Annotated in this window: 20 protein-coding genes and 1 tRNA gene; 16 read left to right on the plus strand and 5 right to left on the minus strand. The window is 58.9% G+C overall.

What is annotated here, in order from left to right:
- Nucleotides 1–210 precede the first annotated feature (210 nt).
- On the plus strand, nucleotides 211–1,437 hold the full coding sequence (locus tag ACFE72_RS14315) for an ABC transporter substrate-binding protein (protein WP_375413764.1): 1,227 nt from the start codon (nucleotides 211–213) through the stop codon (nucleotides 1,435–1,437).
- A gap of 275 nt (nucleotides 1,438–1,712) precedes the next feature.
- Nucleotides 1,713–3,413: a sulfatase-like hydrolase/transferase gene (locus ACFE72_RS14320; protein ID WP_375413790.1), complete on the plus strand. Its 1,701-nt coding sequence runs from the start codon at nucleotides 1,713–1,715 to the stop codon at nucleotides 3,411–3,413.
- Between the two features lie 372 nt (nucleotides 3,414–3,785).
- On the opposite strand, the gene ACFE72_RS14325 is transcribed toward ACFE72_RS14320, so the two are convergent.
- Entirely contained in the window at nucleotides 3,786–5,345 is a 1,560-nt protein-coding gene (locus tag ACFE72_RS14325; protein WP_375413765.1) for a glycine betaine ABC transporter substrate-binding protein, read from the minus strand.
- Nucleotides 5,342–6,130 carry an ATP-binding cassette domain-containing protein gene (locus tag ACFE72_RS14330; RefSeq protein WP_375413766.1) on the minus strand — a complete coding sequence of 263 codons (789 nt, stop codon included), beginning with the start codon at nucleotides 6,128–6,130 and terminating at the stop codon, nucleotides 5,342–5,344. The genes ACFE72_RS14325 and ACFE72_RS14330 overlap by 4 nt, the downstream gene beginning before the upstream one ends.
- 130 nt (nucleotides 6,131–6,260) lie before the next feature.
- Between ACFE72_RS14330 and ACFE72_RS14335 the strand changes: the two genes are divergently transcribed.
- Together ACFE72_RS14335 and ACFE72_RS14340 are read left to right on the plus strand one after the other, a co-directional pair.
- Entirely contained in the window at nucleotides 6,261–7,094 is an 834-nt protein-coding gene (locus ACFE72_RS14335; protein WP_375413767.1) for an ABC transporter ATP-binding protein, read from the plus strand.
- A 175-nt stretch (nucleotides 7,095–7,269) separates the two neighbouring features.
- Nucleotides 7,270–8,058, plus strand: coding sequence for an ABC transporter permease (locus ACFE72_RS14340; RefSeq protein ID WP_375413768.1), 789 nt, complete (start codon nucleotides 7,270–7,272; stop codon nucleotides 8,056–8,058).
- 114 nt (nucleotides 8,059–8,172) lie between these two features.
- On the opposite strand, the gene ACFE72_RS14345 is transcribed toward ACFE72_RS14340, so the two are convergent.
- Nucleotides 8,173–8,622 (minus strand): cupin domain-containing protein, encoded by a 450-nt coding sequence (locus ACFE72_RS14345; RefSeq protein ID WP_375413769.1) that lies wholly within the window; start codon nucleotides 8,620–8,622, stop codon nucleotides 8,173–8,175.
- A gap of 136 nt (nucleotides 8,623–8,758) precedes the next feature.
- Between ACFE72_RS14345 and ACFE72_RS14350 the strand changes: the two genes are divergently transcribed.
- From ACFE72_RS14350 to ACFE72_RS14400, 11 genes are all read left to right on the plus strand, one after another.
- A complete protein-coding gene (locus ACFE72_RS14350; protein WP_375413770.1) occupies nucleotides 8,759–9,787 on the plus strand; it encodes an ABC transporter substrate-binding protein in 1,029 nt (342 codons plus the stop codon).
- 13 nt (nucleotides 9,788–9,800) lie between these two features.
- Nucleotides 9,801–10,499 carry an NUDIX hydrolase gene (locus tag ACFE72_RS14355; protein WP_375413771.1) on the plus strand — a complete coding sequence of 233 codons (699 nt, stop codon included), beginning with the start codon at nucleotides 9,801–9,803 and terminating at the stop codon, nucleotides 10,497–10,499.
- 241 nt (nucleotides 10,500–10,740) lie between these two features.
- Nucleotides 10,741–11,709, plus strand: a complete 969-nt coding sequence (locus ACFE72_RS14360; protein WP_375413772.1) for a polyphosphate kinase 2 family protein — start codon at nucleotides 10,741–10,743, stop codon at nucleotides 11,707–11,709.
- Nucleotides 11,710–11,898: 189 nt separating this feature from the next.
- Nucleotides 11,899–12,027, plus strand: coding sequence for a hypothetical protein (locus ACFE72_RS14365; protein WP_375413773.1), 129 nt, complete (start codon nucleotides 11,899–11,901; stop codon nucleotides 12,025–12,027).
- Nucleotides 12,028–12,128: 101 nt separating this feature from the next.
- Nucleotides 12,129–13,688 carry a 2-isopropylmalate synthase gene (locus ACFE72_RS14370; RefSeq protein ID WP_375413774.1) on the plus strand — a complete coding sequence of 520 codons (1,560 nt, stop codon included), beginning with the start codon at nucleotides 12,129–12,131 and terminating at the stop codon, nucleotides 13,686–13,688.
- Nucleotides 13,689–13,935: 247 nt separating this feature from the next.
- Complete coding sequence (locus ACFE72_RS14375; protein ID WP_375413775.1) at nucleotides 13,936–14,937, plus strand: TRAP transporter substrate-binding protein; 1,002 nt, start codon at nucleotides 13,936–13,938, stop codon at nucleotides 14,935–14,937.
- 202 nt (nucleotides 14,938–15,139) lie between these two features.
- The gene (locus ACFE72_RS14380; RefSeq protein ID WP_375413776.1) at nucleotides 15,140–15,715 is read left to right on the plus strand and encodes a TRAP transporter small permease; all 576 of its coding nucleotides are present in this window, start codon (nucleotides 15,140–15,142) and stop codon (nucleotides 15,713–15,715) included.
- Complete coding sequence (locus ACFE72_RS14385) at nucleotides 15,715–16,998, plus strand: TRAP transporter large permease (RefSeq protein WP_375413777.1); 1,284 nt, start codon at nucleotides 15,715–15,717, stop codon at nucleotides 16,996–16,998. The genes ACFE72_RS14380 and ACFE72_RS14385 overlap by 1 nt, the downstream gene beginning before the upstream one ends.
- Before the next feature lie 117 nt (nucleotides 16,999–17,115).
- On the plus strand, nucleotides 17,116–17,703 hold the full coding sequence (locus ACFE72_RS14390) for a Spy/CpxP family protein refolding chaperone (protein ID WP_375413778.1): 588 nt from the start codon (nucleotides 17,116–17,118) through the stop codon (nucleotides 17,701–17,703).
- A 168-nt stretch (nucleotides 17,704–17,871) separates the two neighbouring features.
- Nucleotides 17,872–17,947: transfer RNA gene (locus ACFE72_RS14395), tRNA-Lys, on the plus strand.
- A gap of 404 nt (nucleotides 17,948–18,351) precedes the next feature.
- Nucleotides 18,352–20,790, plus strand: a complete 2,439-nt coding sequence (locus tag ACFE72_RS14400; RefSeq protein ID WP_375413779.1) for an AAA family ATPase — start codon at nucleotides 18,352–18,354, stop codon at nucleotides 20,788–20,790.
- A gap of 259 nt (nucleotides 20,791–21,049) precedes the next feature.
- Here ACFE72_RS14400 and ACFE72_RS14405 read toward each other — a convergent pair whose 3' ends face one another.
- Complete coding sequence (locus tag ACFE72_RS14405; RefSeq protein WP_375413780.1) at nucleotides 21,050–21,373, minus strand: hypothetical protein; 324 nt, start codon at nucleotides 21,371–21,373, stop codon at nucleotides 21,050–21,052.
- A 390-nt stretch (nucleotides 21,374–21,763) separates the two neighbouring features.
- Here ACFE72_RS14405 and ACFE72_RS14410 point away from each other — a divergent pair, with 390 nt between their 5' ends.
- Nucleotides 21,764–22,621, plus strand: coding sequence for a hypothetical protein (locus ACFE72_RS14410; protein ID WP_375413781.1), 858 nt, complete (start codon nucleotides 21,764–21,766; stop codon nucleotides 22,619–22,621).
- 193 nt (nucleotides 22,622–22,814) lie between these two features.
- On the opposite strand, the gene ACFE72_RS14415 is transcribed toward ACFE72_RS14410, so the two are convergent.
- Nucleotides 22,815–23,648 carry a replication-relaxation family protein gene (locus tag ACFE72_RS14415; protein ID WP_375413782.1) on the minus strand — a complete coding sequence of 278 codons (834 nt, stop codon included), beginning with the start codon at nucleotides 23,646–23,648 and terminating at the stop codon, nucleotides 22,815–22,817.
- Nucleotides 23,649–23,652: the final 4 nt, after the last annotated feature.

Raw genomic sequence — 23,652 nt, forward strand, 5'->3', positions numbered from 1 at the left:
ACGACTGCGCGTATTTTGCGCCAGAGGATTGTTGCACTGCACCTCGCGCCCTCACGCGACAAATCGTCCCTGCTGATCACGTCTCGGCATATTGGCCGGCGCCTTTCGGGAATTCTGGCCGGCTGCTATCGTGCGGCCAATACAAAGAACATTTGAGGACCCGCCCCCCAAAGCCGTCACGCCTGGCCCAGCCCTGCAGGAGGAGACTCTATGAAGCGCGCGCTCAAGGATTTCGTAAAGACGCTTGGAATTTCCGCAGCCATCCTCGCCGCAGCCTCGGCTTCCGCGCTTGCGCAGAAGAAATACGACAAGGGTATCACCGACACCGAGATCAAGATCGGCAACATCATGCCGTACAGCGGACCGGCCTCGGCCTACGGCATCATCGGCAAGACGATGAGCGCTTACTTCCGCATGATCAACGACAGCGGCGGCATCAACGGCCGCAAGATCAACTTCATTTCCTACGACGACGCCTACTCGCCGCCGAAAACCGTGGAGCAGGCGCGCAAGCTGGTCGAAAGCGACGAGGTGTTTTTGATCTTCGCCTCGCTGGGTACCGCGTCCAACGCGGCGATCCAGAAATACATGAACACCATGAAAGTGCCGCAGCTGTTCGTCGCCACCGGCGCCTCGCGCTGGGGCGATCCCGAACATTTTCCCTGGACTATCGGCTGGCAGCCGAACTACCGGGCCGAAGCGCGCATCTATGCGACCTACATCCTGCAGCACCATCCGAACGCCAGGATCGGGGTGCTCTACCAGAACGACGATTTCGGCAAGGACTATGTCCTCGGCCTCAAGGATGTGCTGCGTGACAAATATGACAGGATGGTCGTCGCCAGCATTCCCTACGAGACCAGCGTGCCGACCGTGGATTCCCAGGTGGTGGCGATCAAGACCGCGAACCCGGAGATCTTCGTCAACATCGGCACGCCGAAATTCGCCGCCCAGGCGATCAAGAAGATCGCCGAGCTCGACTGGCATCCGATTCACATCATGACCAACGTATCGGCCTCCGTCGGAGCCGTGCTCGGGCCGGCCGGCCTCAACAATTCCAAGGGCATCCTGAGCGCGGGCTATCAGATGGACGTCACCGATCCACAATGGGACGGCTATCCGGGGATGCAGAAATACCGCGCCTTCATGGCGAAGTATTATCCGGAAGCCGATAAATCCGAGAGCGGGCCGCTGACGGGCTACAACACGTCGACCGCATTGGTGGAGGTGCTGAAGCGCTGCGGCGACAATCTGACGCGCGAGAACGTCATGAAGGTGGTCTCGAACATGGATTTCGAGATCGACACCTACATTCCCGGGATCCGCATCAAGACCTCGCCGACGGATTTCTATCCGATCGAACAGGTTCAGATGATGACATTCACCGGCGAGAAATGGCAGTTGTTCGGCCCGGTCATTGACGGGCATGCCGAATAGGAGTGCATTACGTAGCCCGGGTCATCGCCAGTCGGCCGGGCTGTTGCCCTAAGGGTTGGGCGGCGCATTAAATTCCCCCTTAGGGGCGTCATGCGCGGGTTCGACCCGCGCATCGATCCGCAGGTCGCGCCCGGCAATGACGATGCAAAATACATTGCGCGGTCATGACGGTTCCATTACGTTTTCATGACACCTCGCAGTTTCCGGTTGCGATGTCCGCCTTTCTGGCCGGCGCCAGCAAAGGCCGCAGTGCCCGGGTTTTTTGCGATCAGGCCATGGCGCCGTTGCCTAATTCATCTGCCGCCATCGCGAGCGGCGTCGCTTCCGTCGGAATCTGGCGGCTGCTCGCCGTGGCGGCGCCTCAGCTCGGCGCGCTGGCCGTGATGATGCAGACCGAAACCGATTTCGGCGCGCGGGTCGGATTTCTGCTGGCATGGGGAATCCTGAATTTCCTCTGGATCGCATTGCTGCGGCGGCCGGCGCTCTCGGGCGCGCTGTCGCTGACCTTGATCGTCGTTCTCGTGCTGCTGTCGCGGCTGAAGCACGATATCGTGCAGATGACCGCGAACTTCGTCGACGTGATGGTGATCGACCGCGACACCGCCGCGTTCCTGTTTACGATCTTCCCGAATCTGCGCTGGTCGGTGATCGGCGCTGCTTTCGTCACCTTGCCCTTGATGTATGCGCTGTGGTGGCTTGATCCGTTCCGGATCCGTCGCCTGCCCGCCGCGGCTTGCGCGCTGGCGTGTCTCGCGGCGCTGGTCGGGTATTCCTTAACCTGGCCGGACGAAGCCTGGCGCGGCTATTACGACGACGGTTATCTCTCGAAATTTGCGCGTTCCGGCGTCACCGCGGTGTCGGATTTCATCAATTACGGATTCATGGAATCCGACGCCGCGGTCGCCGAGCGCCTGAAAACGCCGCTGCTGGATTCCTGCCATCCCGCGGGACGGCGGCCGCACATCATCATGATCCACGACGAATCCAGCTTCGACATTCGCCGGGCAGCCGGGGTCAAGGTGCCGCAAGGGTATGGCGGCCACTTCAATTCGTTCGACGGCAAGGCGCGCACGTTCCTTGCCGAGAGCAACGGCGGCCCGAGCTGGTTCACCGAATACAACGTACTTGCCGGGCTTTCCTCGCGTTCGTTTGGCCGGTTTTCCTATTTCGTGACGCGGATCGCGACCGGGCGTGTCGAGCGCGGATTGCCGCTGGCGCTGCGCCGCTGCGGCTACAGCACGACCTCGCTGTATCCGGCCTATGGCGCGTTCATGAGCGCGCGCAGCTTCCAGACCACCACCGGCATCCAGCGGTTTCTCGACGCGCGCGATCTCGGCGCCAAGGATGTCGAGCCCGACAGCTTCTTCTACGACAAGGCGCTCAGGCTGATGTCGCAGGAACCTCCGGCGACGCCGCTGTTCACCTTCATCTATCTCGCCGCCAATCATTTTCCGTGGGAAACCAGGTTTCGCCCCGACCTGACGCCGGGCTGGCGCGGTCTCGGTAACGCGCCGGTGGTCGACGAATATCTGCGGCGGCAGGCCATGAGTTTCGACGATTACAGCGCCTTCGTCGCCAACCTGAAAAAACGATTTCCCGCCGAGCCGTTCCTGATCGTGCGCTATGGCGACCACCAACCGGAATTCTCGCCGCATTTGCTGGATCCCGACCTCGATGAAGCAGGCGTCGGCAAGAAGCTGATGGACTATGACCCGCGTTATTACGGCACCTATTACGCGATCGATGCGATCAATTTCGAGCCGGTCAGGAGCCCGGCGGTGATGGATACCGTCGATGCCGCGTATCTGCCGCTGGTGGTCCAGGAGGCCGCCGGCATCCCGCTCGATCCCTCGTTCGAGGAGCAGAAGAAGATCATGCTCCGCTGCAAGGGGCTGTTCTACGCCTGCAAGGACGGCGCCGAGGCGCGGCGCTTCAACCGGCTCTTGATCGACGCCGGGATGATCAAGAATTTGTAGGGTAAAACCAAACGCCGCCTTGCACGGGCTACCCATCCATCTTCGCAAGAGTCCTTCAAAGGGGATGGATTGCCGGGTCAGGCCCTCTTGGATGCACACATCTCGGCCGTTGCCGGGCTTGACCCGGCAATCCAACCCCCTCGAAACGACATCTTCCGATGCTGGATGGATACGCGGGTCAAGCCCGCGCATGACGAGATGTGTGAAGTCAAGCCCGGCAACGACGTGTCGCCCTTTTTCCGGCCAATACAGTCGCGTCGGATTGTCGACAGCAGCCTTAAAGCAAATGCGGGAGAGGGTGCGGCCGAGGCTGAGGGACATCATAAACACCTGTCACATCAAGTTGCACCGGTCCACAGTGTGGCGGTCGCGCTATCGTTTGCCAATCCTCTCCCACAGCCAGTGCGCGACGGCGTCGGGCGAACTGGCGGCGTCGTTGCCGGCGGCGCGCAGATTGGCCTCGCGCATGGTGGCGATATCGATCGCCCCCAGCAGCGGCGTGAGCGCCGCGCGCAGTGCCTGGTCTTCTGCGCGTTTCGGCGAAATCAGGACGATCGCATCGTAAGGAGGGATGGCATGTCTGGGATCGTCCAGCACCAGCAGATCGTATTTTGCGATCAGCCCGTCGCTGGTGTAACCCGCGATCACGTCTACCTCTCCCGAGGCGACGGCGGCATACATGAAATCCGGTTGCATCTGCCGTTGCGCGCGGAAGGGCAGGCCGTATGCCTTCCGAAGCCCGGCCCATTCCGGCCGCGAGAAAAATTCGTAGTCGGCCGCCATCGACATCGTCGCCGCATGCGAAGTCAGATCGGCAATGGAACGGATGCCGAGCGCCTCGGCGCGCTGGCGCGGCATCACCAGGGCATAGGCGTTGGCAAAGCCGAGTTCGCCGAGCAGCGCGATATTCTGCCGCGCCAGCGTCGCTTTCAAGTCGGCGAGCAGTTGCTCGCGCGGTTTGACGTCGGTGCGGTGAAACTGGTTGGCCCACAGCGTGCCGGAGTAATCGACATAGACGTCGATATCGTTCGAGGCCAGCGCATCGAAGATGACATTGGAACCGAGGCCCTCGCGCGACGAGGCCGAGAGTCCCGCCGCCTGTAGCCGCTGCGCCATCAGCGCCGCCAACACATACTGCTCCGTAAAGGTTTTAGCGCCAACAATGGTCGTCGATTGCAGGCGCGTCATCGACGGCACCAGCGTCGCCGCCAGCAGCGCCAGCAAGCCGGCGCAGCCGATAGCGGCCCGTATCCGGTTGCGGGTGCGAACGCCGGTTTCGGCCAGCGCCAGCAATTGATCGACGATCAGCGCCAGCGCCGCGGCGGCAAAGCAGCCGAACAGCACGAACACCCAGTTCTGGGTCTGCAACCCCGCGAAGATATAATTACCGAGGCTGGTCTGCCCAATTGGAGTGGACAGCGTCGCGGTGCCGATCACCCAGACCGCGGCAGTGCGGATGCCCGCCATCATCACCGGCAGCGCCAGCGGCAGTTCCACCATGAACAGCGACTGCCAAGGCGTCATGCCGACGCCCTGGGCAGCTTCAAGGACCGCCGGGTCCACGCCCTGCAGGCCTGCAATTGTGTTGCGCAGCACCGGCAGCATCGAATAGAGCGCCAGCGCCAGCACCGTGGGGAGGAATCCGAAGGCGGAGAAGGCGACGCCCAGCCAGGTCAGCGAGATTGCGGCCAGCGCCAGCAGCAGCGGATAGAACAGCGCCAGCAGCGCGAGCCCGGGAACGGTTTGCACGATGCTGGCGAAGCCGAGCAGTGCGCCGCGCAGCACCGGTTTGTTACGCGCGAACAGCGCCAGCGGCAGGCTGACCAGCAATCCCAACCCCAGCGCCGTCACGCTGACGCGCACATGATTGCCGAGATAATCCGGCAGATGGCCGAGCGCCTCGTTCCAGCGCGGGTCCGACCAGGGGTTCATGCCGCGCCGTCCTTCGGCAACAGCCTTTGCAGCCGTTCGGCCTGCCGTCGTGGCGTGCCCAGCAATTCCAAGACGTACGGGTCCGCGCTCCCGCCAAGTTCCGCCGGCGTGCCCTGGGCCAGCAGCCGTCCGCCGCGCATCACCGCGACGCGGTCGGCCAGCAGCACCGCCTCGGTCATGTCATGGGTGATCATGATGGTGGTCAGCCTGAGCTTGCGGTGCAGCGCGCGAAAATCATCGCCGAGCGCGTCGCGGGTGAGGGGATCGAGTGCGCCGAACGGCTCGTCCATCAGCACGATGCGCGGCTTGGCTGCCAGCGCCCGCGCGACGCCGACGCGCTGGCGCTGGCCGCCGGACAATTCGTGGGGAAAGCGGTTGCGATGATGATTGCAGTCGAGCCGCACCAGATCGAGCAGTTCATCGATCCGCGCCGAGATTTCCGCCGCCGGTGTGCCCTGCAGTCTCGGCGTAATGCCGATATTGTCGGCGACGCTCATATGCGGGAACAGCCCGCCGCTCTGGAACACATAGCCGATGCGGCGACGCAGTCCGATCGGGTCCACCGCGCGCACATCCGCGCCCTCGATCCGGACAGAGCCGCTGTCGGCCTCGATCAACCGGTTGGCGAGCCGCAGCAGCGTGGTCTTGCCGGAGCCGGAGCCGCCGACAATGGCGAGCAATTCGCCTTCCGCGACGTCGAGCGAGACGTCGTCGACGGCTTTTACCCGGCCGCGGTCAAAACTCTTGCCGACATGCGCGAAGGCGATGAGTGGGGCCATGGTCATGGGGTGGAATATCACACGGCCTTCGAGCCACCAAGCCGACGCGGCGCTTGCCTATTGCCGCGGTCCGTTGAATTGTCGCGGCGACGGCGGTAAGCCAATCGTCCAACTTGCATCAAATCGGGGAAAACGCGTGCAGGCAAATGAGGCCGCAGCATCGACGGCGGTCGTGCTTGACCGCGCGACGGTGGCGTTCCGGCTGCGGAATGGGCGGGCCTATACCGCGGTGGAACGGGCGCAACTGACGGTCGACCACGGCGAGTTCGTTGCCATCGTCGGCCCGACCGGATGCGGAAAATCGACGCTGCTGAATCTGGTGGCGGGCTTGCTCCAGCCGGTATCGGGCGCGGTTCGCGTTTTCGATCAGCCGCTGGCCGGCCTCAACCGAAAGGCCGGCTACCTGTTCCAGGCCGACGCGCTGTTCCCGTGGAAGACGTCGATCGACAACATCGCGATCGGACTGGAGATCAAGGGCGTGCCGCGCGCCGAGGCGCTTGGCCGAGCGCAGGACTGGCTGACCTCGGTGGGACTCGGCGCCTTCGCCGGCCGTTATCCGCATATGCTGTCGGGCGGCCAACGCAAGCGCGTCGGGCTCGCGCAGGTGCTGATCCGTGATCCCAAAATCCTGCTGATGGACGAACCGTTCGGGCCGCTCGATGCCCAGACCAGGCAGATCATGGGCAATCTGCTGCTGCGGTTATGGGGCGCGGACCGCAAGGCGGTGCTGTTCGTCACCCATGACCTTGAAGAAGCGATCGCGCTTGCGGACCGGGTGGTGATCATGTCGGCGGGGCCGAATGCGCGTATCATCGGCAACTGGCGCGTGCCGCTGCCACGGCCGCGCGATATATTCGAGGTCCGGCTCTCGAGTGAATTCCACACGCTGCATCGCGAGATCTGGAGTGTGCTCAAGGACGAAGTCATGAAGGGCTACGCGCAATCGTCGCAGGCCGCGGAGGCTGGATGATGGCCTTAGCTCTCAACGAAGCGTCCCCGCGAAGGCGGGGACCCATAACCACCCGCGGTGCTTGTTGCAGAAAGCATACCTCCCAGTGCCGAAACGGAAGGACACAGCATAATCGTCCCCGCCTTCGCGGAGACGATTCGTGGAGAGATCATTGCGGGAACGCCATGGATGCGCCATGTCGCGCCTGACGCTCCTGGTCTGCCAATTGCTCGTCGCGGTCGTATTCCTCGGGCTGTGGCAATTACTCACCACCGTGCCGATCTTCGGCCGGCTGCTGCTGCCGCCGTTCTTCTTTTCCAATCCGGTCGATGTCGGCAGTCAGATCGTGGTCTGGTTTGCTACCGGCGTGATCTGGAAACATCTGTTGATCACGCTGTGGGAGTCGATTCTCGCTTTCGTGATCGGCTCGCTCAGCGGCGTGCTTGTCGGGTTCTGGTTCGCGCGTCAGCCTCGAATAGCCGCGATCTTCGACCCCTATGTGAAAATGGCCAACGCGCTTCCGCGCGTCGTTCTTGCCCCTATTTTCACGCTGTGGCTCGGCCTCGGCATTTGGTCGAAGGTGGCACTTGGCGTTACGCTGGTGTTCTTCATCGTCTTCTTCAACGTCTACCAGGGCGTCAAGGAAGTCTCACCCACCGTGCTCGCCAACGGCCGCATGCTCGGCATGAGCGAACGGCAATTGATGCGCCATGTGTTTTGGCCGTCGGCGCTGTCCTGGATGTTTTCGTCGCTGCATACCTCGGTCGGTTTCGCCGTCGTCGGCGCCGTGGTCGGCGAATATCTCGGGTCGGCGGCGGGGCTCGGCTATCTGGTCCAGCAGGCCGAAGGTGTTTTCGACGTCGCCGGCGTGTTCGCCGGCATGGCCGTGCTTTCCGCGTTTGTGATCCTTATCGACCTGCTGGTGACGGTGGTCGAACGGCGGCTGCTGGTGTGGCGGCCGGAAGCGGCGGAGGGGCGGGGGTAGAATTCGTCATTCCGGGATGCGCCTTGGCGCAGCCCCGGATACATAAACACCCATCGCGATTATGGATTCCGGGCTCTCGGGCTTTGCCCGCGCCCTGGAATGACGGCTACGCCGTCAGTTCAGCATCTTGGTGTCATCCGGCGCCTGCGGCGGGGTCTTGATCGCGATCGCCTTGAGCGTGCGTCCGTCCGGCTTGGTGCCGCCGTGCGGAGTGCCCTTGGGGATCACGACGAGATCGCCCGGTTTGACCTTCACTTCCTTGTCGCCGAGCCAGATCGTCCCGGTGCCATCGAGGATGTACTGGATCTCGTTGGTGTTGGGATGCATGTGCTTGCCCACATTGCCGTCCTGAATCGAGATTGTGGCTCCATCCGCGGAGACGTACGTCTTGGAGTGCATCCCGCCTGCATTGGCCGGGCCGAGCTGGTCGCCGTTCAGGTCGCCGGTATGGATGATCTGCGCGGTGATGGTCTCGGCAGCGAGCGCGGGGCGCAACAGATGCGTTATGCCGCAGCCGGCGGCGAAGGCTGCAGCGACCGACACGGCAAAAACAGTACGGTTCATCGATTAGTCCTCCCTGAGATTTTATGGCGTCGATGCTATGTCGCCAGAAGCGTGCTGGCTAGGCCTTCTAAAGGCGGCTTCTCAAGCTGCGCCCGCTCGCCTATCGTGCGCCAGACCAGGGACCGTGGAGGAAACCATGAGGACGATGTTCGGCAGGCTTTTTGCGATGCTGCTGACGTTATTTCTGACGTCCGGTTTTGCCGCAGCGCAAACCAAAATCACCATTGCCCTCGGGGGCGGTGCCTGCCTGTGCTATCTGCCGACCGTGCTGGCGAAACAGCTCGGCGAGTATGACAAGGCCGGACTTGCCGTCGAACTGGTCGATCTGAAGGGCGGCTCCGATGCGCTGAAGGCGGTGCTCGGCGGCAGTGCCGACGTGGTTTCCGGCTATTTCGACCACTGCGTCAATCTGGCGGCCAAGAAGCAGGATTTGCAAGCCTTCGTTGTGTATGACCGTTATCCGGGATTGGTTCTGGTGGTGTCGCCCAGGCACAATGATGAAATCAAGTCGATCAGGGACTTGGCCGGCAAGAAAGTTGGGGTCAGCGCGCCGGGCTCCTCGACCGATTTCTTTCTCAAATACCTGCTGAAGAAAAACGGTGTCGATGCGACGGCGGTTGCCGTGATCGGCGTCGGCCTCGGCGCCACCGTGGTGGCGGCGATGGAGCAGGGCCAGATCGATGCGGCCGTCATGCTGGATCCCGCCGTGACCGTGCTTCAAGGCGCCCATCCGGACCTGCGCATTTTCAGCGACACCCGGACGGAGAAAGACAATCAGGCCGTGTTCGGCGGCGATTACCCGGGCGGCGCGCTTTATTCGACCACGGCGTGGGTCGCCTCGCACGAAAGGGAAGTGCAGGCGTTGACCGATGCCATCGTGAACACCTTGAAATGGATACACACGCATTCACCGGAGGACATCATGGCGAAAATGCCCGCCGAGATCGTCGGCAAGGACAGGGCGCTGTATCTCGCGGCCCTGAAAAACACGATTCCGATGTACTCGGAAACCGGCAGAATGGATCCCAAGGGTGCCGAGGCCGTGCTCGCGGTGTTCAGCGCGAGCTCGCCGGAAGTCGCCAAGGCCAACATCGATGTCACAAAAACCTACACCAACAAGTACGTCGACCAAGCCCACAAGACGACGGGGATGAGCGTAAAATAGAGCGGCGGCGCCGGTGCCGGTCACCATTCATCGTGTCACGCAGCTCGATCTCAAATGCAATTCATGGACGTGGTCGTTTGCGGAAGCGCGGCGCGCCGAGATTGATGCGCATTTTGCGCGGAAGCAGCGCGAAAAACCGCAACTGTGGAATGGCCGGGTGCTGCTCGGCCGCAATCCGGTCTTCGCCGGCGACCGCTTTAGCGCCGCGTATTTTGAGACCGATTTCGCCAGTTTCCTGGCATGGCGCGACTGGGGTTTTCCGGATGGCAGCGTATTCAACGGCTTTGGAATGGGGGCGTTGCGCGGCGAGGACGGCGCGTTCGTGCTCGGCGAGATGGCCGCTCACACCGCGAATGCGGGGCGAATTTATTTTCCCTCCGGCACTCCCGACCTCGATGATCTCCGAGGCGGGATGGTCGACATCGCCGGCAGCGTCGCGCGCGAGGTCGAAGAAGAAACCGGCCTGACGGCTGCGGACTATACCGCTGCCGCTCATTGGGATTGCGTCGTCTCCGGTGCCGCAATTGCCATCATCCGCATCCTGGACGTGGAGATGACCGGCGAGGCGCTGCGCAGGAAGATCGAAGCCAGTCTCGCCACGCACCGGTCGCCGGAGCTCAGCGCCATCCATCTGGTGCGCGGCGCGGGTGATGTTACGCCTGCCATGCCGCGCTTCGTCACGGCATTCATCGAGGCGCAGGAAGCATTCTAAGCCTCGCCAGCACCGGCAACAACTGGCCGATCGAGCGGCCTCCCTGTTTGATTGCGTGATGAAGCGATTGGTGGCCGCCTCAGCAGCATGGCTGCGCATCGTCATTGCGACGAGCGCAGCGACGAAGCAATCCGGTTGTCCGGGCGCCTCCGGATTGCTTGGCTCTGCTCGCAAAGCCGGTCAGGTCTGGCGTTCATGACACCCGCGATATACCGTACCCGCAACCCGGAGTGTTGCCGTCATGAGCAAAAAGAAGCAAGAGCCCCTGGCGGCTGAATTGAAGCCATACGTCGCGCCGTTCTGCTTCGATGGGTCGGGCGAGTTTCACCTCAAGTCGCAAAAAACCAGCGAAAAGGGAGGTCTCGACAAGGACAAGGGCAAAAAAATCATCGAGGCGAACCGCAAGCGCCTGAGCGATTCCCAGGCCAGACTTTACGCACAGAACCGCTGGTCGCTGCTGCTGATTTTCCAGGGCATGGACGCCTCCGGCAAGGACAGCGCCATCAAGAGCGTGTTCGACGGCGTCAACCCGCAGGGCTGTCAGGTGTTCTCGTTCAAGGCGCCGTCGTCAAAGGAACTCGACCACGATTTCCTGTGGCGTAGCATGATCTGCCTGCCCGAGCGTGGCCGCATCGGCATTTTCAACCGCTCCTATTACGAGGAGGTCCTGATTGTGCGGGTGCATCCGGAAATTCTCGCCAAGGAAAAGCTGCCGCCGGAGCTGGTCAAGAAGACCATCTGGCGCGAGCGGTTCGAGGATATTTCGGCATTCGAGAAATATCTTGCGCGTAACGGCACGATAGTTCTGAAATTCTTCCTCAACGTCTCGAAGGAAGAACAACGCCGCCGTTTTCTGGACCGGCTGGAAGAGCCGTCGAAGAACTGGAAATTTTCGATGGACGACGTCGCCGAACGGGCGCTGTGGGACAAATACCAGGCGGCATATCAGGACCTGATCCGTGCCACCTCGACGGCGGCGGCGCCTTGGCATGTGGTACCGGCCGACCATAAATGGTTTGCACGCGTGGTGATAGGTTCGACCATCGTCAGCGCGCTGGACAAGCTGGATTTGCGTTTCCCGAAAGTCGACGCCGACTCGCTGCAGGAGTTCAAGACGGTGCGTACGGCGCTCGAGAATGAGGGAAAAAGCGGGCAAGCGAACGAGGCGGTGGTGAACAAGGATTCCAGGCGAGGCGAGCTTGGACCGTAAGGCGTAGGGAGCACGCGTCGCTTTGCCATCCTGCGGACTACCGACCTATGAAAGTAGGTAGGCCAGCCGGTCTGACTATCTTTTGGCATTGCGATTTCCCCCGGTTTTCGTCTAAAACCGTGCCGAAGCGCCTTTGGCAACAAACCGTCAATGGTTTTGGCTGAGGATACGCCTCTCAAGGGTTGGGCAATGCTGATTCGCAGCGAAAAACCAGGAATGACCGGAGGATCGGCCGATGCCGTTAATCCCGGCGCGATTCCGGCTGCGTCCATGCCAATCCTGCTTATCGGCGGGCTGCTGCTTCTTATCGGCCCCTGAGAGCCGTCTGGGCAGTTATGCCTGGGCACTCAGGGGTTGCGCGAGATCACCAGAACCCTTCAGCGCTTCAGAGCAGCGCTACCGACCATAAGGAATCTTCCATGACCACCGTGAACAAGTCCGACAAGGACCGCGTCATCATATTCGACACCACCTTGCGCGACGGCGAACAGTGCCCTGGCGCCACCATGACGTTCGAAGAGAAGCTCGACATCGCCGAGATGCTCGACGACATGGGCGTCGATGTCATCGAGGCCGGTTTCCCGATCACCTCGGAGGGGGATTTCCAGGCGGTCAGCGAGATCGCCCGGCGCTCCAAAAATGCCGTGATCGCCGGCCTGTCGCGGGCGAATCCGAAAGACATCGACCGCTGCGCGGAAGCCGTGAAGTTCGGCAGGCGCGGGCGCGTCCATACCGTGATCGCCACCTCGCCACTGCATATGCGGGTGAAGCTGAACATGACGCCCGAGCAGGTGCTAGAACTGTCGGTCGCCAACGTCACCCGCGCCCGCAACCATATCGACGACGTCGAGTGGTCGGCGGAGGATGGCACCCGCAGCGAGATGGATTTTCTCTGCCGCATCGTCGAAGCCGTGATCAAGGCCGGCGCCACCACGGTCAATATTCCGGACACCGTCGGCTACACGGTGCCCGAGGAATACACCCACTTCATGCGCACCCTGATCGAACGGGTGCCGAATTCCGACAAGGCGGTATTCTCGGTGCATTGCCACAACGATCTTGGCATGGCGGTGGCGAATTCGCTGGCCGGCATTTCCGGCGGCGCGCGGCAGATCGAATGCACCGTCAACGGCATCGGCGAGCGGGCCGGCAATGCCGCGCTTGAGGAAGTCGTGATGGCGATCAACGTCCGCAACGACAAGTTTCCGTGGTGGAACAAGATCGACACCACCATGCTGACCCGGGCGTCCAAGCTGGTCTCGGCGGCGACGTCGTTTCCGGTGCAGTACAACAAGGCGATCGTCGGCCGTAACGCGTTCGCCCATGAAAGCGGCATCCATCAGGACGGCGTTCTCAAGGATGCCTCGACCTATGAAATCATGCGGCCGGAAACCGTCGGCCTGAAGCACTCCTCGCTGGTGCTGGGCAAGCATTCCGGGCGGCATGCGTTCGTGCACAAGCTGGAAGAAATGGGCTATAGGCTCGGCGCCAACCAGCTCGAAGATGCCTTCGTCCGGATGAAGGCGCTGGCCGACCGCAAGAAGGACATTTACGACGAGGACATCGAGGCGCTGGTCGACCAGGAGATCGCCAACGCGCATGACCACATCAAGCTGGCGTCCCTCACGGTCATCGCAGGTACCCATGGCCCGCAACGCGCCACCATGAAGCTCAACATCGGCGGTCAGGTCAGAATCGAGGAAGCCGAAGGCAACGGCCCGGTCGATGCGGTGTTCAACTGCATCAAGGCCTTGGTGCCGCACGAAGCCAAGCTGGAACTCTATCAGGTCCATGCCGTGACCGAGGGTACCGACGCGCAGGCCGAAGTGTCGGTACGGCTGGCGCATGAAGGCCGCTCGATGACGGCCAAGGCCGCCGATCCGGATACGCTGGTGGCCTCGGCCAAGGCCTATCTCGGCGCGCTCAACAAGATCGTCATGAAGCGGCAGCGGGACCTGCCGGAAGCGGCGGCGAGCTGATTGCTCGATTTCTCGCCTACGGTCATGGCCGGGCTTGTTGTCCCGGCCATCTACGTCTTACGGCCCGGCAGAAAAACCTGGAAGCCCGGCAGGATGGTCAGAGAATTTTGCATTGCAGCAAAGCTCGCGCAGAGCCCCTGCTAACGAGCAATGGCATTTCCGCCTGCTTCTCTGTATTGGTCCCGCTGGCAACCAACGTCCACAGGAGCGGCGCCATTGCGCGCTTCCAATAAAATCCGGAGGAAACATGCGCAAACTGATTTTGGCCGCGGCATCGGTCGCGGCTTTGGCTCTGATCGGACCGGCTTCGGCGCAGGCGCCGGTGGTCATCAAATTCAGCCACGTGGTGGCGTCCGACACGCCCAAGGGCAAGGCGGCGGACAAGTTCAAGGAGTTGGCCGAGAAATACACCGCCGGCAAGGTCAAGATCGAAGTCTATCCGAACTCGACGCTGTACAAGGACAAGGAAGAGCTCGAGGCGCTGCAACTGGGCGCGGTCCAGATGCTGGCGCCGTCGAACTCGAAGTTCGGCCCGATCGGGGTGAAGGAATTCGAGGTGTTCGATCTCCCCTACATCCTTCCCGATCTCATCACCTTGCGCAAAGTCACCGACGGCCCGCTCGGCGCCCGGCTGCTCAAGCTGCTCGATTCAAAAGGCATGACGGGTCTGGCTTATTGGGACAACGGCTTCAAGGAAATGACCGCCAACAAGAAGCTGGTTGCGCCCGCCGACTACAAAGGCGTCAAGTTCCGCATCCAGTCGTCCAAGGTTCTCGAAGCGCAGTTCCGCGCGCTCGGCTCGATTCCGCAGGTGATGGCGTTCGGCGAGGTCTACCAGGCGCTGCAGACCGGCGTGGTCGATGGCCAGGAAAACACCTGGTCGAACATCTATACGCAGAAAATGCATGAAGTGCAGAAGTACGCCACGGTCACCAATCATGGCTACATCGGCTACGTCGTGGTCGTGAACAAGAAATTCTGGGACGGCCTGCCTGCCGACGTTCGAACCAACCTCGACAAGGCGATGAAGGAAGCTACCGCGTTCGGTAACGGCCAGTCCGCCAAGGAAAACGAGGACGCGCTGGCCGAAATCAAGAAGAGCGGCAAGACCGAGATCGTCTCCCTGACGCCGGAGCAGGACGCTGCGATGCGCAAGTCGATGGAGCCGGTCTACAAGGATGTTGCAACCCGCGTCGGGCAACCGCTGATCGACGAATTCCTAAAGGAGACCGGTCAGGCCGGCCACTAGCGCGATAGCGACAGGTCGTTTTCCGCTTTGGTAGGTACGAGCAATATCTCATCCGTTATGGCCGGGCTTGTCCCGGCCATCCACGTCTTCTTACGCAACCTTTAAGACGTGGATAACCGGGACAAGCCCGGCATGACGAGTTCTGTTATAAACGGCGCGTTCTGCTGGCTGCATTTCCGGCCGAATTCCAAAGGGGGGCTTGGTGTTTCTTCGTATCCTTGATCGTTTCGAGGAAATCCTGATCAGTACGCTGATGGGTGCGGCGACGGTGCTGATTTTCGTGGCCGTGCTGCACCGGTTCGGCACCGGTATCCCGTTTCTCTATCCTTATCTGATCCAGATCCACATCGCCTGGACGCAGGAGCTTTGCATCTACATGTTCATCTGGATGGCGAAGTTCGGCGCCGCCTATGGCGTACGGACCGGTATCCATGTCGGCGTCGACGTTTTGATCAACCGGCTCAACGACCGCTGGCGCAGGGTAACCATTCTGTTCGGCCTGGCGGGCGGCGCGCTTTTCACCGCCATCGTCGGCACCATGGGCGCGAAATTCGTCTATGAGCTGATGTACACCGACCAGGTCTCGCCCGATCTCGAATTGCCGAGCTGGCTGGTCTATGCCTGCATCCCGCTCGGCTCGTATCTGATGAGCTTCCGCTTCCTGCAGGTGATATGGACCTACTGGCGAACCGGCGACCTGCCGCATCATGACGCGGCGCATGTCGAAGGAATCGAGGTTACCAGCGCGAAAGCGCCGATTGCCATGGGAGAAGCGTGATGAACGCTACTCTCATTTTCGTTCTGCTGTTCGCCCTGATGCTGACCGGCATGCCGATTTCGATCTCGCTCGGCCTTACCGTTTTGACCTTCCTGTTTACGATGACGCAGGTGCCGATCGAAAGCGTTGGCCTGAAACTGTTTTCCGGCCTCGACAATTTCGGCATCATGGCGATTCCGTTTTTCATTCTTACCGGCACCTTCATGACCCGGGGCGGAGTCGCGCGGCGTATGATCGCGTTCACGACCTCGTTGGTCGGTCACTTTCCCGGCGGCCTCGGGTTGGCGGGCGTCGCCGCCTGCGCCATGTTTGCCGCAATCTCAGGTTCAAGCGTCGCAACCGTGGTGGCAATCGGCTCGATCATGATGCCAGCCATGGTGGAGCATGGCTATCCACGCCGGTTCGGCGTCGGCGTGATCGCGACCTCCGGCGCGCTCGGCATTCTGGTGCCGCCCTCGATCATCTTGGTGCTGTATGGCGTTTCGACCAATACGTCGATCGGCGCGCTGTTCATGGCCGGAATCGTGCCTGGCATTATTCTGGCGCTGATGCTGGCGGCGGTGACGTTCGTCGTCGCCCTGCGCAACGGCTATCCGAAGATGCCCCGCGCGAGTTTGAAACAGATAGTGACCGCGTTCCGCGAAAGCCTGTGGGGCCTGCTGCTAATCGGCATCGTGCTCGGCGGCATCTATGGCGGCATCTTCACGCCGACCGAGGCCGCCGCCGTCGCTGCAACTTACGCCTTCTTCATTACCGTATTCGTTTACAAGGAGCTGAAGCTCAGCGAAGTGCCGAAGGTGCTGCTGCAGGCGGCCAGCATGAGCTCGATGCTGCTCTATATCATCACCAACGCGGTATTGTTCTCATTCCTGATGACGAGCGAGCAGATTCCGCAGGAGATGGCGGCCTGGATCATCGACAAGAATTTCTCGATTGTAGTGTTCCTCCTGGTCGTTAACATTATCCTGCTGCTTGCGGGCAACGTGATGGACCCGTCCTCGATCCTGCTGATCATGGCGCCGATCCTGTTTCCGCTCGCCACCAAGCTCGGCGTGCATCCGGTTCATCTCGGCATACTGATGATCGTCAATACCGAAGTGGGATTGTGTCATCCGCCCGTAGGACTCAATCTCTACATCGCCTCCAGCATCGCCAAGATGGGGATCAGCGAAATCACCATCGCGGTGCTGCCATGGCTGTGCGCGATGCTGGTTTTCCTGGGGCTGATAACCTACGTCCCGGAAATCTCGCTGTGGCTGCCGCGGCTGCTTGGCATGATCTGAACGATCGGTGAATGACGCCGTATTAAATGTTGGTAACAGAGGTTCTCTGTCCAAGATGTAATTTGATTGCGGCCCCCCGCGCGCCCATCCTCAGGCAACTTCTCAATGGAGGTTCGCATGAAGAAAGTCCTTCTCGCCGGCGTGGCGGCACTCGCCATCGTCGGCTCCACCGCCGTCTATGCCCAGCACCGCCCCTGGCTCCATGGCCATATGCGCATGAGCGCCGAAGACCGGGCGGCGTTCGCCGACGCGCGGATTGCCGCGGTCCATGCCGGGCTGAAGCTCAATCCAGACCAGGACAAGCTCTGGCCGCCGGTTGAAACCGCGGTGAAGGAATTCGCCAAGCTGCGGATCGACCGCGCCAATGCGCGCATGAACGCGGCGCGTGACGACTCGCGCGATCAGCAGAAGTCCGGGGATCCGGTTTCGCGCCTGCGCGACCGCGCCGACACCATGGCGGCCACCGCGGCGGCCATGAAGAAGATCGCCGATGCGGCCGATCCGCTCTATAAGACCCTCGACGATGGCCAGAAGCGCCGTCTAGCGATCCTGACCCATATGGAACGCCGGTTCGGCCATGACGGCTGGCGTCATCGCGATCGCGGCTTCGAGCGCGATGATGGCGGCGATCGGGACCGCGGTTATGACCGTGATCGCGGACCCGGTCGGGATCGGGAAGGGCGAGGCGGGCCCGAGCGGCTTTGATCGCCTAGCACAGGCTTCCGCCCATTACAGGAGAGCCGCCGCAACCCGGCGGCTTTCGTCTGTCGGACAAGGCTCTAAGCGGGGAAAAGCGCCTGCGCATTGCTGGACATCACCGGGTCGCTTTGCTAAACGACGCCCTCTTGCGAAGGGCTTTGCCGGATGGGTTCCGGGCGCATAGCTCAGTTGGTAGAGCAGATGACTCTTAATCATCGGGTCCCAGGTTCGAGCCCTGGTGCGCCCACCAAGCCTTAGCAGGCAACCTACTGGAAACAAGACTCTTTTTTATTTCAGTTTTTAGTTAGATGGCGACGGTCCAACAGCGCGAAATCTACGTGGCACCGATTTGGCACCGTTTGCGTTGGCTGTGTTAATAAGTGCCGTTGATCTCGATTGAGGCGTAAGGCGGCGTAGCTGTTCACCATAGCTGTTCACCATATCCCGCCTGATCTGTACTGTGGTTGAGCATACATTTTCATTACTCAACCATCTTAAGTGGCGCCCGTGGACCTCGTCCATGATGGCCTTTAATGACAGGCAAAACGAGTACGACGGCAACAAAACAGCTCTGGTAGGCCTACCAATCCTAAGCTCGATTTCGCGTCGTTTTTCAGCTATTCGGCTGTCCTGGCGTATCGGGGCAGGAATTCTATGACCAACTCCATCGACCAAGCGTATGAGCGTCTGCTGAAACTGAAGCCCGATATTGAAGCGGCACTCGCGGCAAAACTGAATGAGGCCGATACGCGGCTGAAGGTTCTGGACCGGTTTTTGTTCGAGGTACTGGAGTGGAAGCACGAGGCAGTATTCACCGAACCACCAACGGCGTCAGGATATATCGATTACCTTCTGACGATTGGTGATCGCCGCGGAGCCATGGTTATCGAAGCGAAGAAGCCCGGACTGCTTCATCCGGCCACCAAAACCAAAGACGTGATGATCGTCACGCTGTCTGGCCCGGTGGTCAAACCGCTGATGCCAGGCATCAAGCAGGCCATGTGGTACGCACTTGAAAATGGCGTTGCGGTCGCCGCGGTGACAGATGGGAATACTTGGCTATTTTTCCGAGCGTCTCGTACAGACGGTTTAAAGCCGCTAGAAGGGAAGGGTGTTCTCTTCCCTTGTTTTGAGACGGTTATTGCGAATTTCGCCAAATTTGTCGAGTTGCTGAACGTCTCCGCAATCGTAAAGCGTTTACATTTGGCGCATTTGGCTGATGCGGATGGTTTAGGGGTGCCGGAAGCAGAGCAACAACTCTTTGTCCTCGATCCTGGCGAAGCGAGTATGAAACAGCGAGACCCCCTTGCGAGCGACGCGGCACTTTTGTTCCAGCAGTTCTTCTCCCGATTATCGAATGAAAAAGATCGAGAGATGTTGCGAGATTGCTTTGTCGAAACGTCAGAGAGCCAGAGAGCCGACTTCGAGCTAGAGAAGATCGTACAGCGGGTGTTGAACAATATCTCCTCACTCGACACGGCTCAGAGCAACGAGCTTCAGAGTGAGATTCAGCGCGTTATCACAACGCGCCGATCTGAAACAATCTTGCTCGTCGGAAACAAAGGTGCCGGCAAATCGACCTTCGTGGATAGGTTTTTCGAACAGGTTCTAGCGCGACAGCTTCGCGAAAAGTGTATCGTCTCCCGGGTCGATCTGGAGGAATACCACGCGGATCCCAAAGCTATTGTTCCGTGGGCGATATTGCAGTTGCGTGAAAAACTTGAGTCGGCCGTCTGTGCGACAAACCCGCCGAGTTATGATGAGCTGCGTGGCATCTTTTTCGCCGAATACCAGCGGCTATCTACTGGATCGCGGAAGCACCTTTACGAGACCAATAGAACAGAATTCAGGGATAAATTTGGTCAGCACATCGAAGAGCGACGTGAGAAACAGCCTGACGAATACGTGAGGCTCTTGCTCGCTTGGGCAGCTTCCGGCCATCAAAAATTATCGTGTCTGGTATTCGACAACACGGATCAGTTTCCTGCGGATATTCAGGACATGGTCTACCAGTTGGCGCATTCCCTTGAAAGCGCCGCACCTGTGTTTACTATTGTACCGATCACTGACAGGACGGTGTGGCGGTTGTCGAAAGCGGGCGCTCTGCAGAGCTATTCGGCCAAGAGCTTTTATCTGCCGGTACCCGATGCGAAGGAAATCATCTCGCGCCGCGTAAATTTTTTGAAGGGAAAAGTGAGGGGTGAACCTAAGGCCACGGAATCTTATTTTTCACGGCGTGGTTTCCAGGTTAAGGTCAACGACCTCGCCATTTTGGCCGACGCGGTAGGCAAGATCTTCGTCGAAAACGATTATGTTTCCGGCTTTATCGGGCGCCTCGGGAATTTTGACATTCGGCGCATGCTCAAGATCGCAGAAAGAATATTCCTATCTCCCGAACTTGCGATCGACGACATTATCAAATCAAAGTTTTCCGGCGAGGACGTAACGACTGATCGCGTTCGAACGCACCGAGCTCTGATAAGGGGTGAGTACGACCGGTTTAGTGAACGAGAAAATGAGTTTATCTCGAACCTGTTCCAAACCAACCCGCAGAAGCCCGGCCCGCCGCTGCTCGGCTATTACATCCTTTGGATTTTGCGCCGGCAAATGCAAAATGCGCGCAACAATCAAGATGAGAATATCGAGGCGGCACACTGGGCCGTATCGAATTTTGTGCAATTCTTTGAAGGATGCGGTGTAGCGGAGGAACTAGTCGTTGCCGCCGTCAAGCGGCTATACGATCGCCGACTGATCGAGGCTCTTGACCCGAACATTCGAAACGTGACCCTCGCCGATAAAGTGGCGATCAAGGAGAGCGGTGTTGCTCACCTTGAGCTCTTGCTATCGTCGCCTGTGTACATCGACCAAATGGGTCTAGTGACAGGTATCAATGAAATATTTGCGCGCGATGAAATCCGAAAATCACTTTTCGCAGGAAGGTTCAACGATATTCGTGACCAATTTCTTCGCTACATCATTAAGATAGATTCGGGTCGAATTACTATTCCGCCCAACGATCTGTATTCGCAATTGCAGATGGCGCACAAACAGATTGAGCGTATGACATCACAACGCGGTCGGACGGCTCGCTGAAGGTTAGGAATCTCACGTTTAAAAATATGCGCGCATAATATGACGTAGCGAAGGGCAAGGCTCTAAGAGTGCAAGGCCGGTCGGATGCCCTTCGTTTATCCAGATAGACACATTTTATTCACCCAGCTTCGATCGTCTCTGAAGTTCGTTGAAACAGCACTTATATCAAATTCGACCAAGTGTTGCAGGATATCCTGAGGCGCTGGCACTACCGCCACCAGGGTCACTAAATTCCACATATAGCGACGTCGCTTTATATTCAATCGTTAAAGCGTTCTTCACGAGCGCGCATGGCAGCGACCACCTCTTCCGTAACTTTGAGCTCGTAGACCTTTCCTCGACTGGATTGAACCAAACGTTTTGAAGAAGTTCGCCGAAATGCAGAAGCGGAAAGTTCACGTAATCGCTTGAACAAAACTTTTGTAAAACGCCAATTCCGATGCTCATCTCCCTTCAAATCCGGCTTTGATTTGATTGTGCGTACGTGAACTTTTGCCTCAGGCGCAACGCCTGATTTCAAACGAGCGGGGGCCGGCTTATGGCCTCCCTTCCAATCAGGTGCATATTGTGATAAAATTCCCATTGTTGCGGACCTTCTTGTGTAGGGTTCGTAGCCGGTTTCACGGGGCCTGCCAGCCGCTGTGAAAGGCTCCCACAAGGTCTTCCTTGTGGGGGTTCTTGTTATAACTCAAATTTAACCATGCATAATCTAATAATTTTGATTGTAATTGCAATAAAACCAGCTGTTTAGTCAGGTTAAAATCCTTGATAGCGGTCCTCTAAAAGCTTAACGTACATATTCTAGCATTTTTATATTTTATATCGTGAGCCGAAAAGCTCTTTGTCTGCTGTTTTGATACATTATACTGATGCAAATCCAAGATTGGCTTTTGCGCTCGTTGTGCATTTTTGCGTTAAAAAGCTGGTTTTTTCCGCAGAAATACGTTGCAACTACCACTCGTAGGAGTGGGAGATGCCGATGGCGCTGACAAATGAGGAGATGCGTCAGGAGATCACGTTTGTTACGCGATTTTCTAGGGTCTATTTCGACGCGTTCATGATTGGGAATGACCGGATCAAGTATTTCGATTTGTTGAATATCTTGCTGGACTGCCGCCCGGAGGAACTAAAAGTGAAAGCGTTAATGCAAAATAAGCGCATTCACAAACTCCTAGACCTCAAGGAGGGCCAAGAGCCTCGCCACAAGTTTGACGGCCTGATGAATGGATTTAAGAATGAGGCTGGCTCCTTGTGGCGTCTGATAAGGACCCGGCCGCACAAGGACCGATACATTGCTTTCAACAGCAACTACGACGAATGCGTTCGGCGGTACCTCGCAAAGTTCAAGGAAATGGTGGTGCCAAATTTATCAATTCCCGAAAAGATGCCTACGAGTGAGGCCAAGCGGCTATTTAGACATATCATAAAATTTATCAGGACAAAACACTGGGACGCTTGGCAGCAAGCCATCGATCAAATTTTAGCCGCGAGTGGCGGTGGCGACCGGGATAAGATAATTCGCAACTCGACCTACTGGGTCATAATTCTAGCGACATGGAAAAAGCACTTGGGTGACAGAGAAACAATCAACACTGTGGAGGGGTTTAAGCGGGAAATCTATACGACCATAGGAATGCCAGCAGGTGATGTCGAAGCGGTTCTCAATGAGCTTTGTGCATTGGGAATACTCGAAGAGGGAAAGTCATCCGATATCTGGGTTTACACTCCGCGCTCTGATATCAGACCTATCCTGAGTGCGTATACTGAGGAACTCCACAAGCTTAGGCTTGCTCTCCCATCAGAAGTCGCCGTCGGTCTCGCACTCAGCTAAAGGCGCAGTCGAATAGGCGCCTACCCCGATAATTTGTCCGGGCAATTCCGCGCCGTGTGCCCTTCGGACTTGCAGACGCTGCAGGTGACGGATTTCCGGACCGGCGCGCCGCCGCTCGCAACAATGGCGATCTCTGCGTCAATGGCTCTCGTTTGTCGATCAATTCTTTCAAGCGCGGGATATCGATTTCCATTTATACCTCCTGTGATATTACGTACGGCTCATAGCCAACTCGATCGAATGGTTCATCGAGCAGGCCGGTCAGGGGATTGAGGCATTCTTTTCGGGACGCCAAAATTGGTATTCCTTTAAAAAGGAGAAACTTGGATTTGGCCCCAAGTACACCATCCATGAACGTCATGATGTTGGCGGCATGTTGGGGGCTCGTGGTGATGTTCAGAACGATTAGATTGGGGAACAGCTGTTTATACTTTTCTCCGATCAGCACCTCGCGATACTGCAGCAGCTTGCGCGCGTAGCTTGAACTCTGGAGCGTTAGTCTCGTGATCGGTTCGTTCTCGCGATCGGCTTCTAAGGCGAAGTATGTATCGTTGATAGCGAAAAAATCGTCCGGTTGCAGCCGTCCACTGTAACTTTCGATCTTCCCACTCGGATATCGGAAGGAAATATCCGTTGAGAATGAAACAGGGAGGCTGCCGAGCAGTTCTCGCCGGTGCCTGAATCGTAAGCCGCGCGAGCGGCAACAGATCTCGATAGAGAGTACGAAATCGGCGACCATGAGTTGATGCCAGAAATGCCGCTCCCCCTTCCACACGGTTGGTTCAACGCCGAGATTTCTCAACTCAGCTTTGCCGAGGGTGCCCAGCTCATAAATCTTTGGGCTGTAGCGGTAGTTGGCGCTGTCCTTTTGTTGCGACGGCCGGCGCAAATAGCCCTGTTCTGTTAGCGGACCAAGCTCACGCTTGCGATGTTGAGCAGACGTGCCGTGATAGGCCGCAATGAAATTGCTACGTACGTAGCGATATCGATCGCATAGTTTGAACGTTTCGATGTGGCGCTCTTTCATGCAC

The sequence above is a fragment of the uncultured Bradyrhizobium sp. genome (assembly GCF_964252615.1).
In the GTDB taxonomy this organism is placed as follows: domain Bacteria; phylum Pseudomonadota; class Alphaproteobacteria; order Rhizobiales; family Xanthobacteraceae; genus Bradyrhizobium.

Coding starts and splice junctions, on each gene's coding strand:
- ACFE72_RS14320 (WP_375413790.1), top strand. CDS start 1,713: ATGGCGCCGTTGCCTAATTCATCTGCCGCCATCGCGAGCGGCGTCGCT.
- ACFE72_RS14415 (WP_375413782.1), bottom strand. CDS start 23,648: ATGAAAGAGCGCCACATCGAAACGTTCAAACTATGCGATCGATATCGC.
- ACFE72_RS14325 (WP_375413765.1), bottom strand. CDS start 5,345: ATGAACCCCTGGTCGGACCCGCGCTGGAACGAGGCGCTCGGCCATCTG.
- ACFE72_RS14375 (WP_375413775.1), top strand. CDS start 13,936: ATGCGCAAACTGATTTTGGCCGCGGCATCGGTCGCGGCTTTGGCTCTG.
- ACFE72_RS14330 (WP_375413766.1), bottom strand. CDS start 6,130: ATGACCATGGCCCCACTCATCGCCTTCGCGCATGTCGGCAAGAGTTTT.
- ACFE72_RS14390 (WP_375413778.1), top strand. CDS start 17,116: ATGAAGAAAGTCCTTCTCGCCGGCGTGGCGGCACTCGCCATCGTCGGC.
- ACFE72_RS14315 (WP_375413764.1), top strand. CDS start 211: ATGAAGCGCGCGCTCAAGGATTTCGTAAAGACGCTTGGAATTTCCGCA.
- ACFE72_RS14350 (WP_375413770.1), top strand. CDS start 8,759: ATGAGGACGATGTTCGGCAGGCTTTTTGCGATGCTGCTGACGTTATTT.
- ACFE72_RS14345 (WP_375413769.1), bottom strand. CDS start 8,622: ATGAACCGTACTGTTTTTGCCGTGTCGGTCGCTGCAGCCTTCGCCGCC.
- ACFE72_RS14410 (WP_375413781.1), top strand. CDS start 21,764: ATGCCGATGGCGCTGACAAATGAGGAGATGCGTCAGGAGATCACGTTT.
- ACFE72_RS14385 (WP_375413777.1), top strand. CDS start 15,715: ATGAACGCTACTCTCATTTTCGTTCTGCTGTTCGCCCTGATGCTGACC.
- ACFE72_RS14365 (WP_375413773.1), top strand. CDS start 11,899: ATGCTGATTCGCAGCGAAAAACCAGGAATGACCGGAGGATCGGCCGAT.
- ACFE72_RS14360 (WP_375413772.1), top strand. CDS start 10,741: ATGAGCAAAAAGAAGCAAGAGCCCCTGGCGGCTGAATTGAAGCCATAC.
- ACFE72_RS14340 (WP_375413768.1), top strand. CDS start 7,270: ATGTCGCGCCTGACGCTCCTGGTCTGCCAATTGCTCGTCGCGGTCGTA.
- ACFE72_RS14370 (WP_375413774.1), top strand. CDS start 12,129: ATGACCACCGTGAACAAGTCCGACAAGGACCGCGTCATCATATTCGAC.
- ACFE72_RS14405 (WP_375413780.1), bottom strand. CDS start 21,373: ATGGGAATTTTATCACAATATGCACCTGATTGGAAGGGAGGCCATAAG.
- ACFE72_RS14400 (WP_375413779.1), top strand. CDS start 18,352: ATGACCAACTCCATCGACCAAGCGTATGAGCGTCTGCTGAAACTGAAG.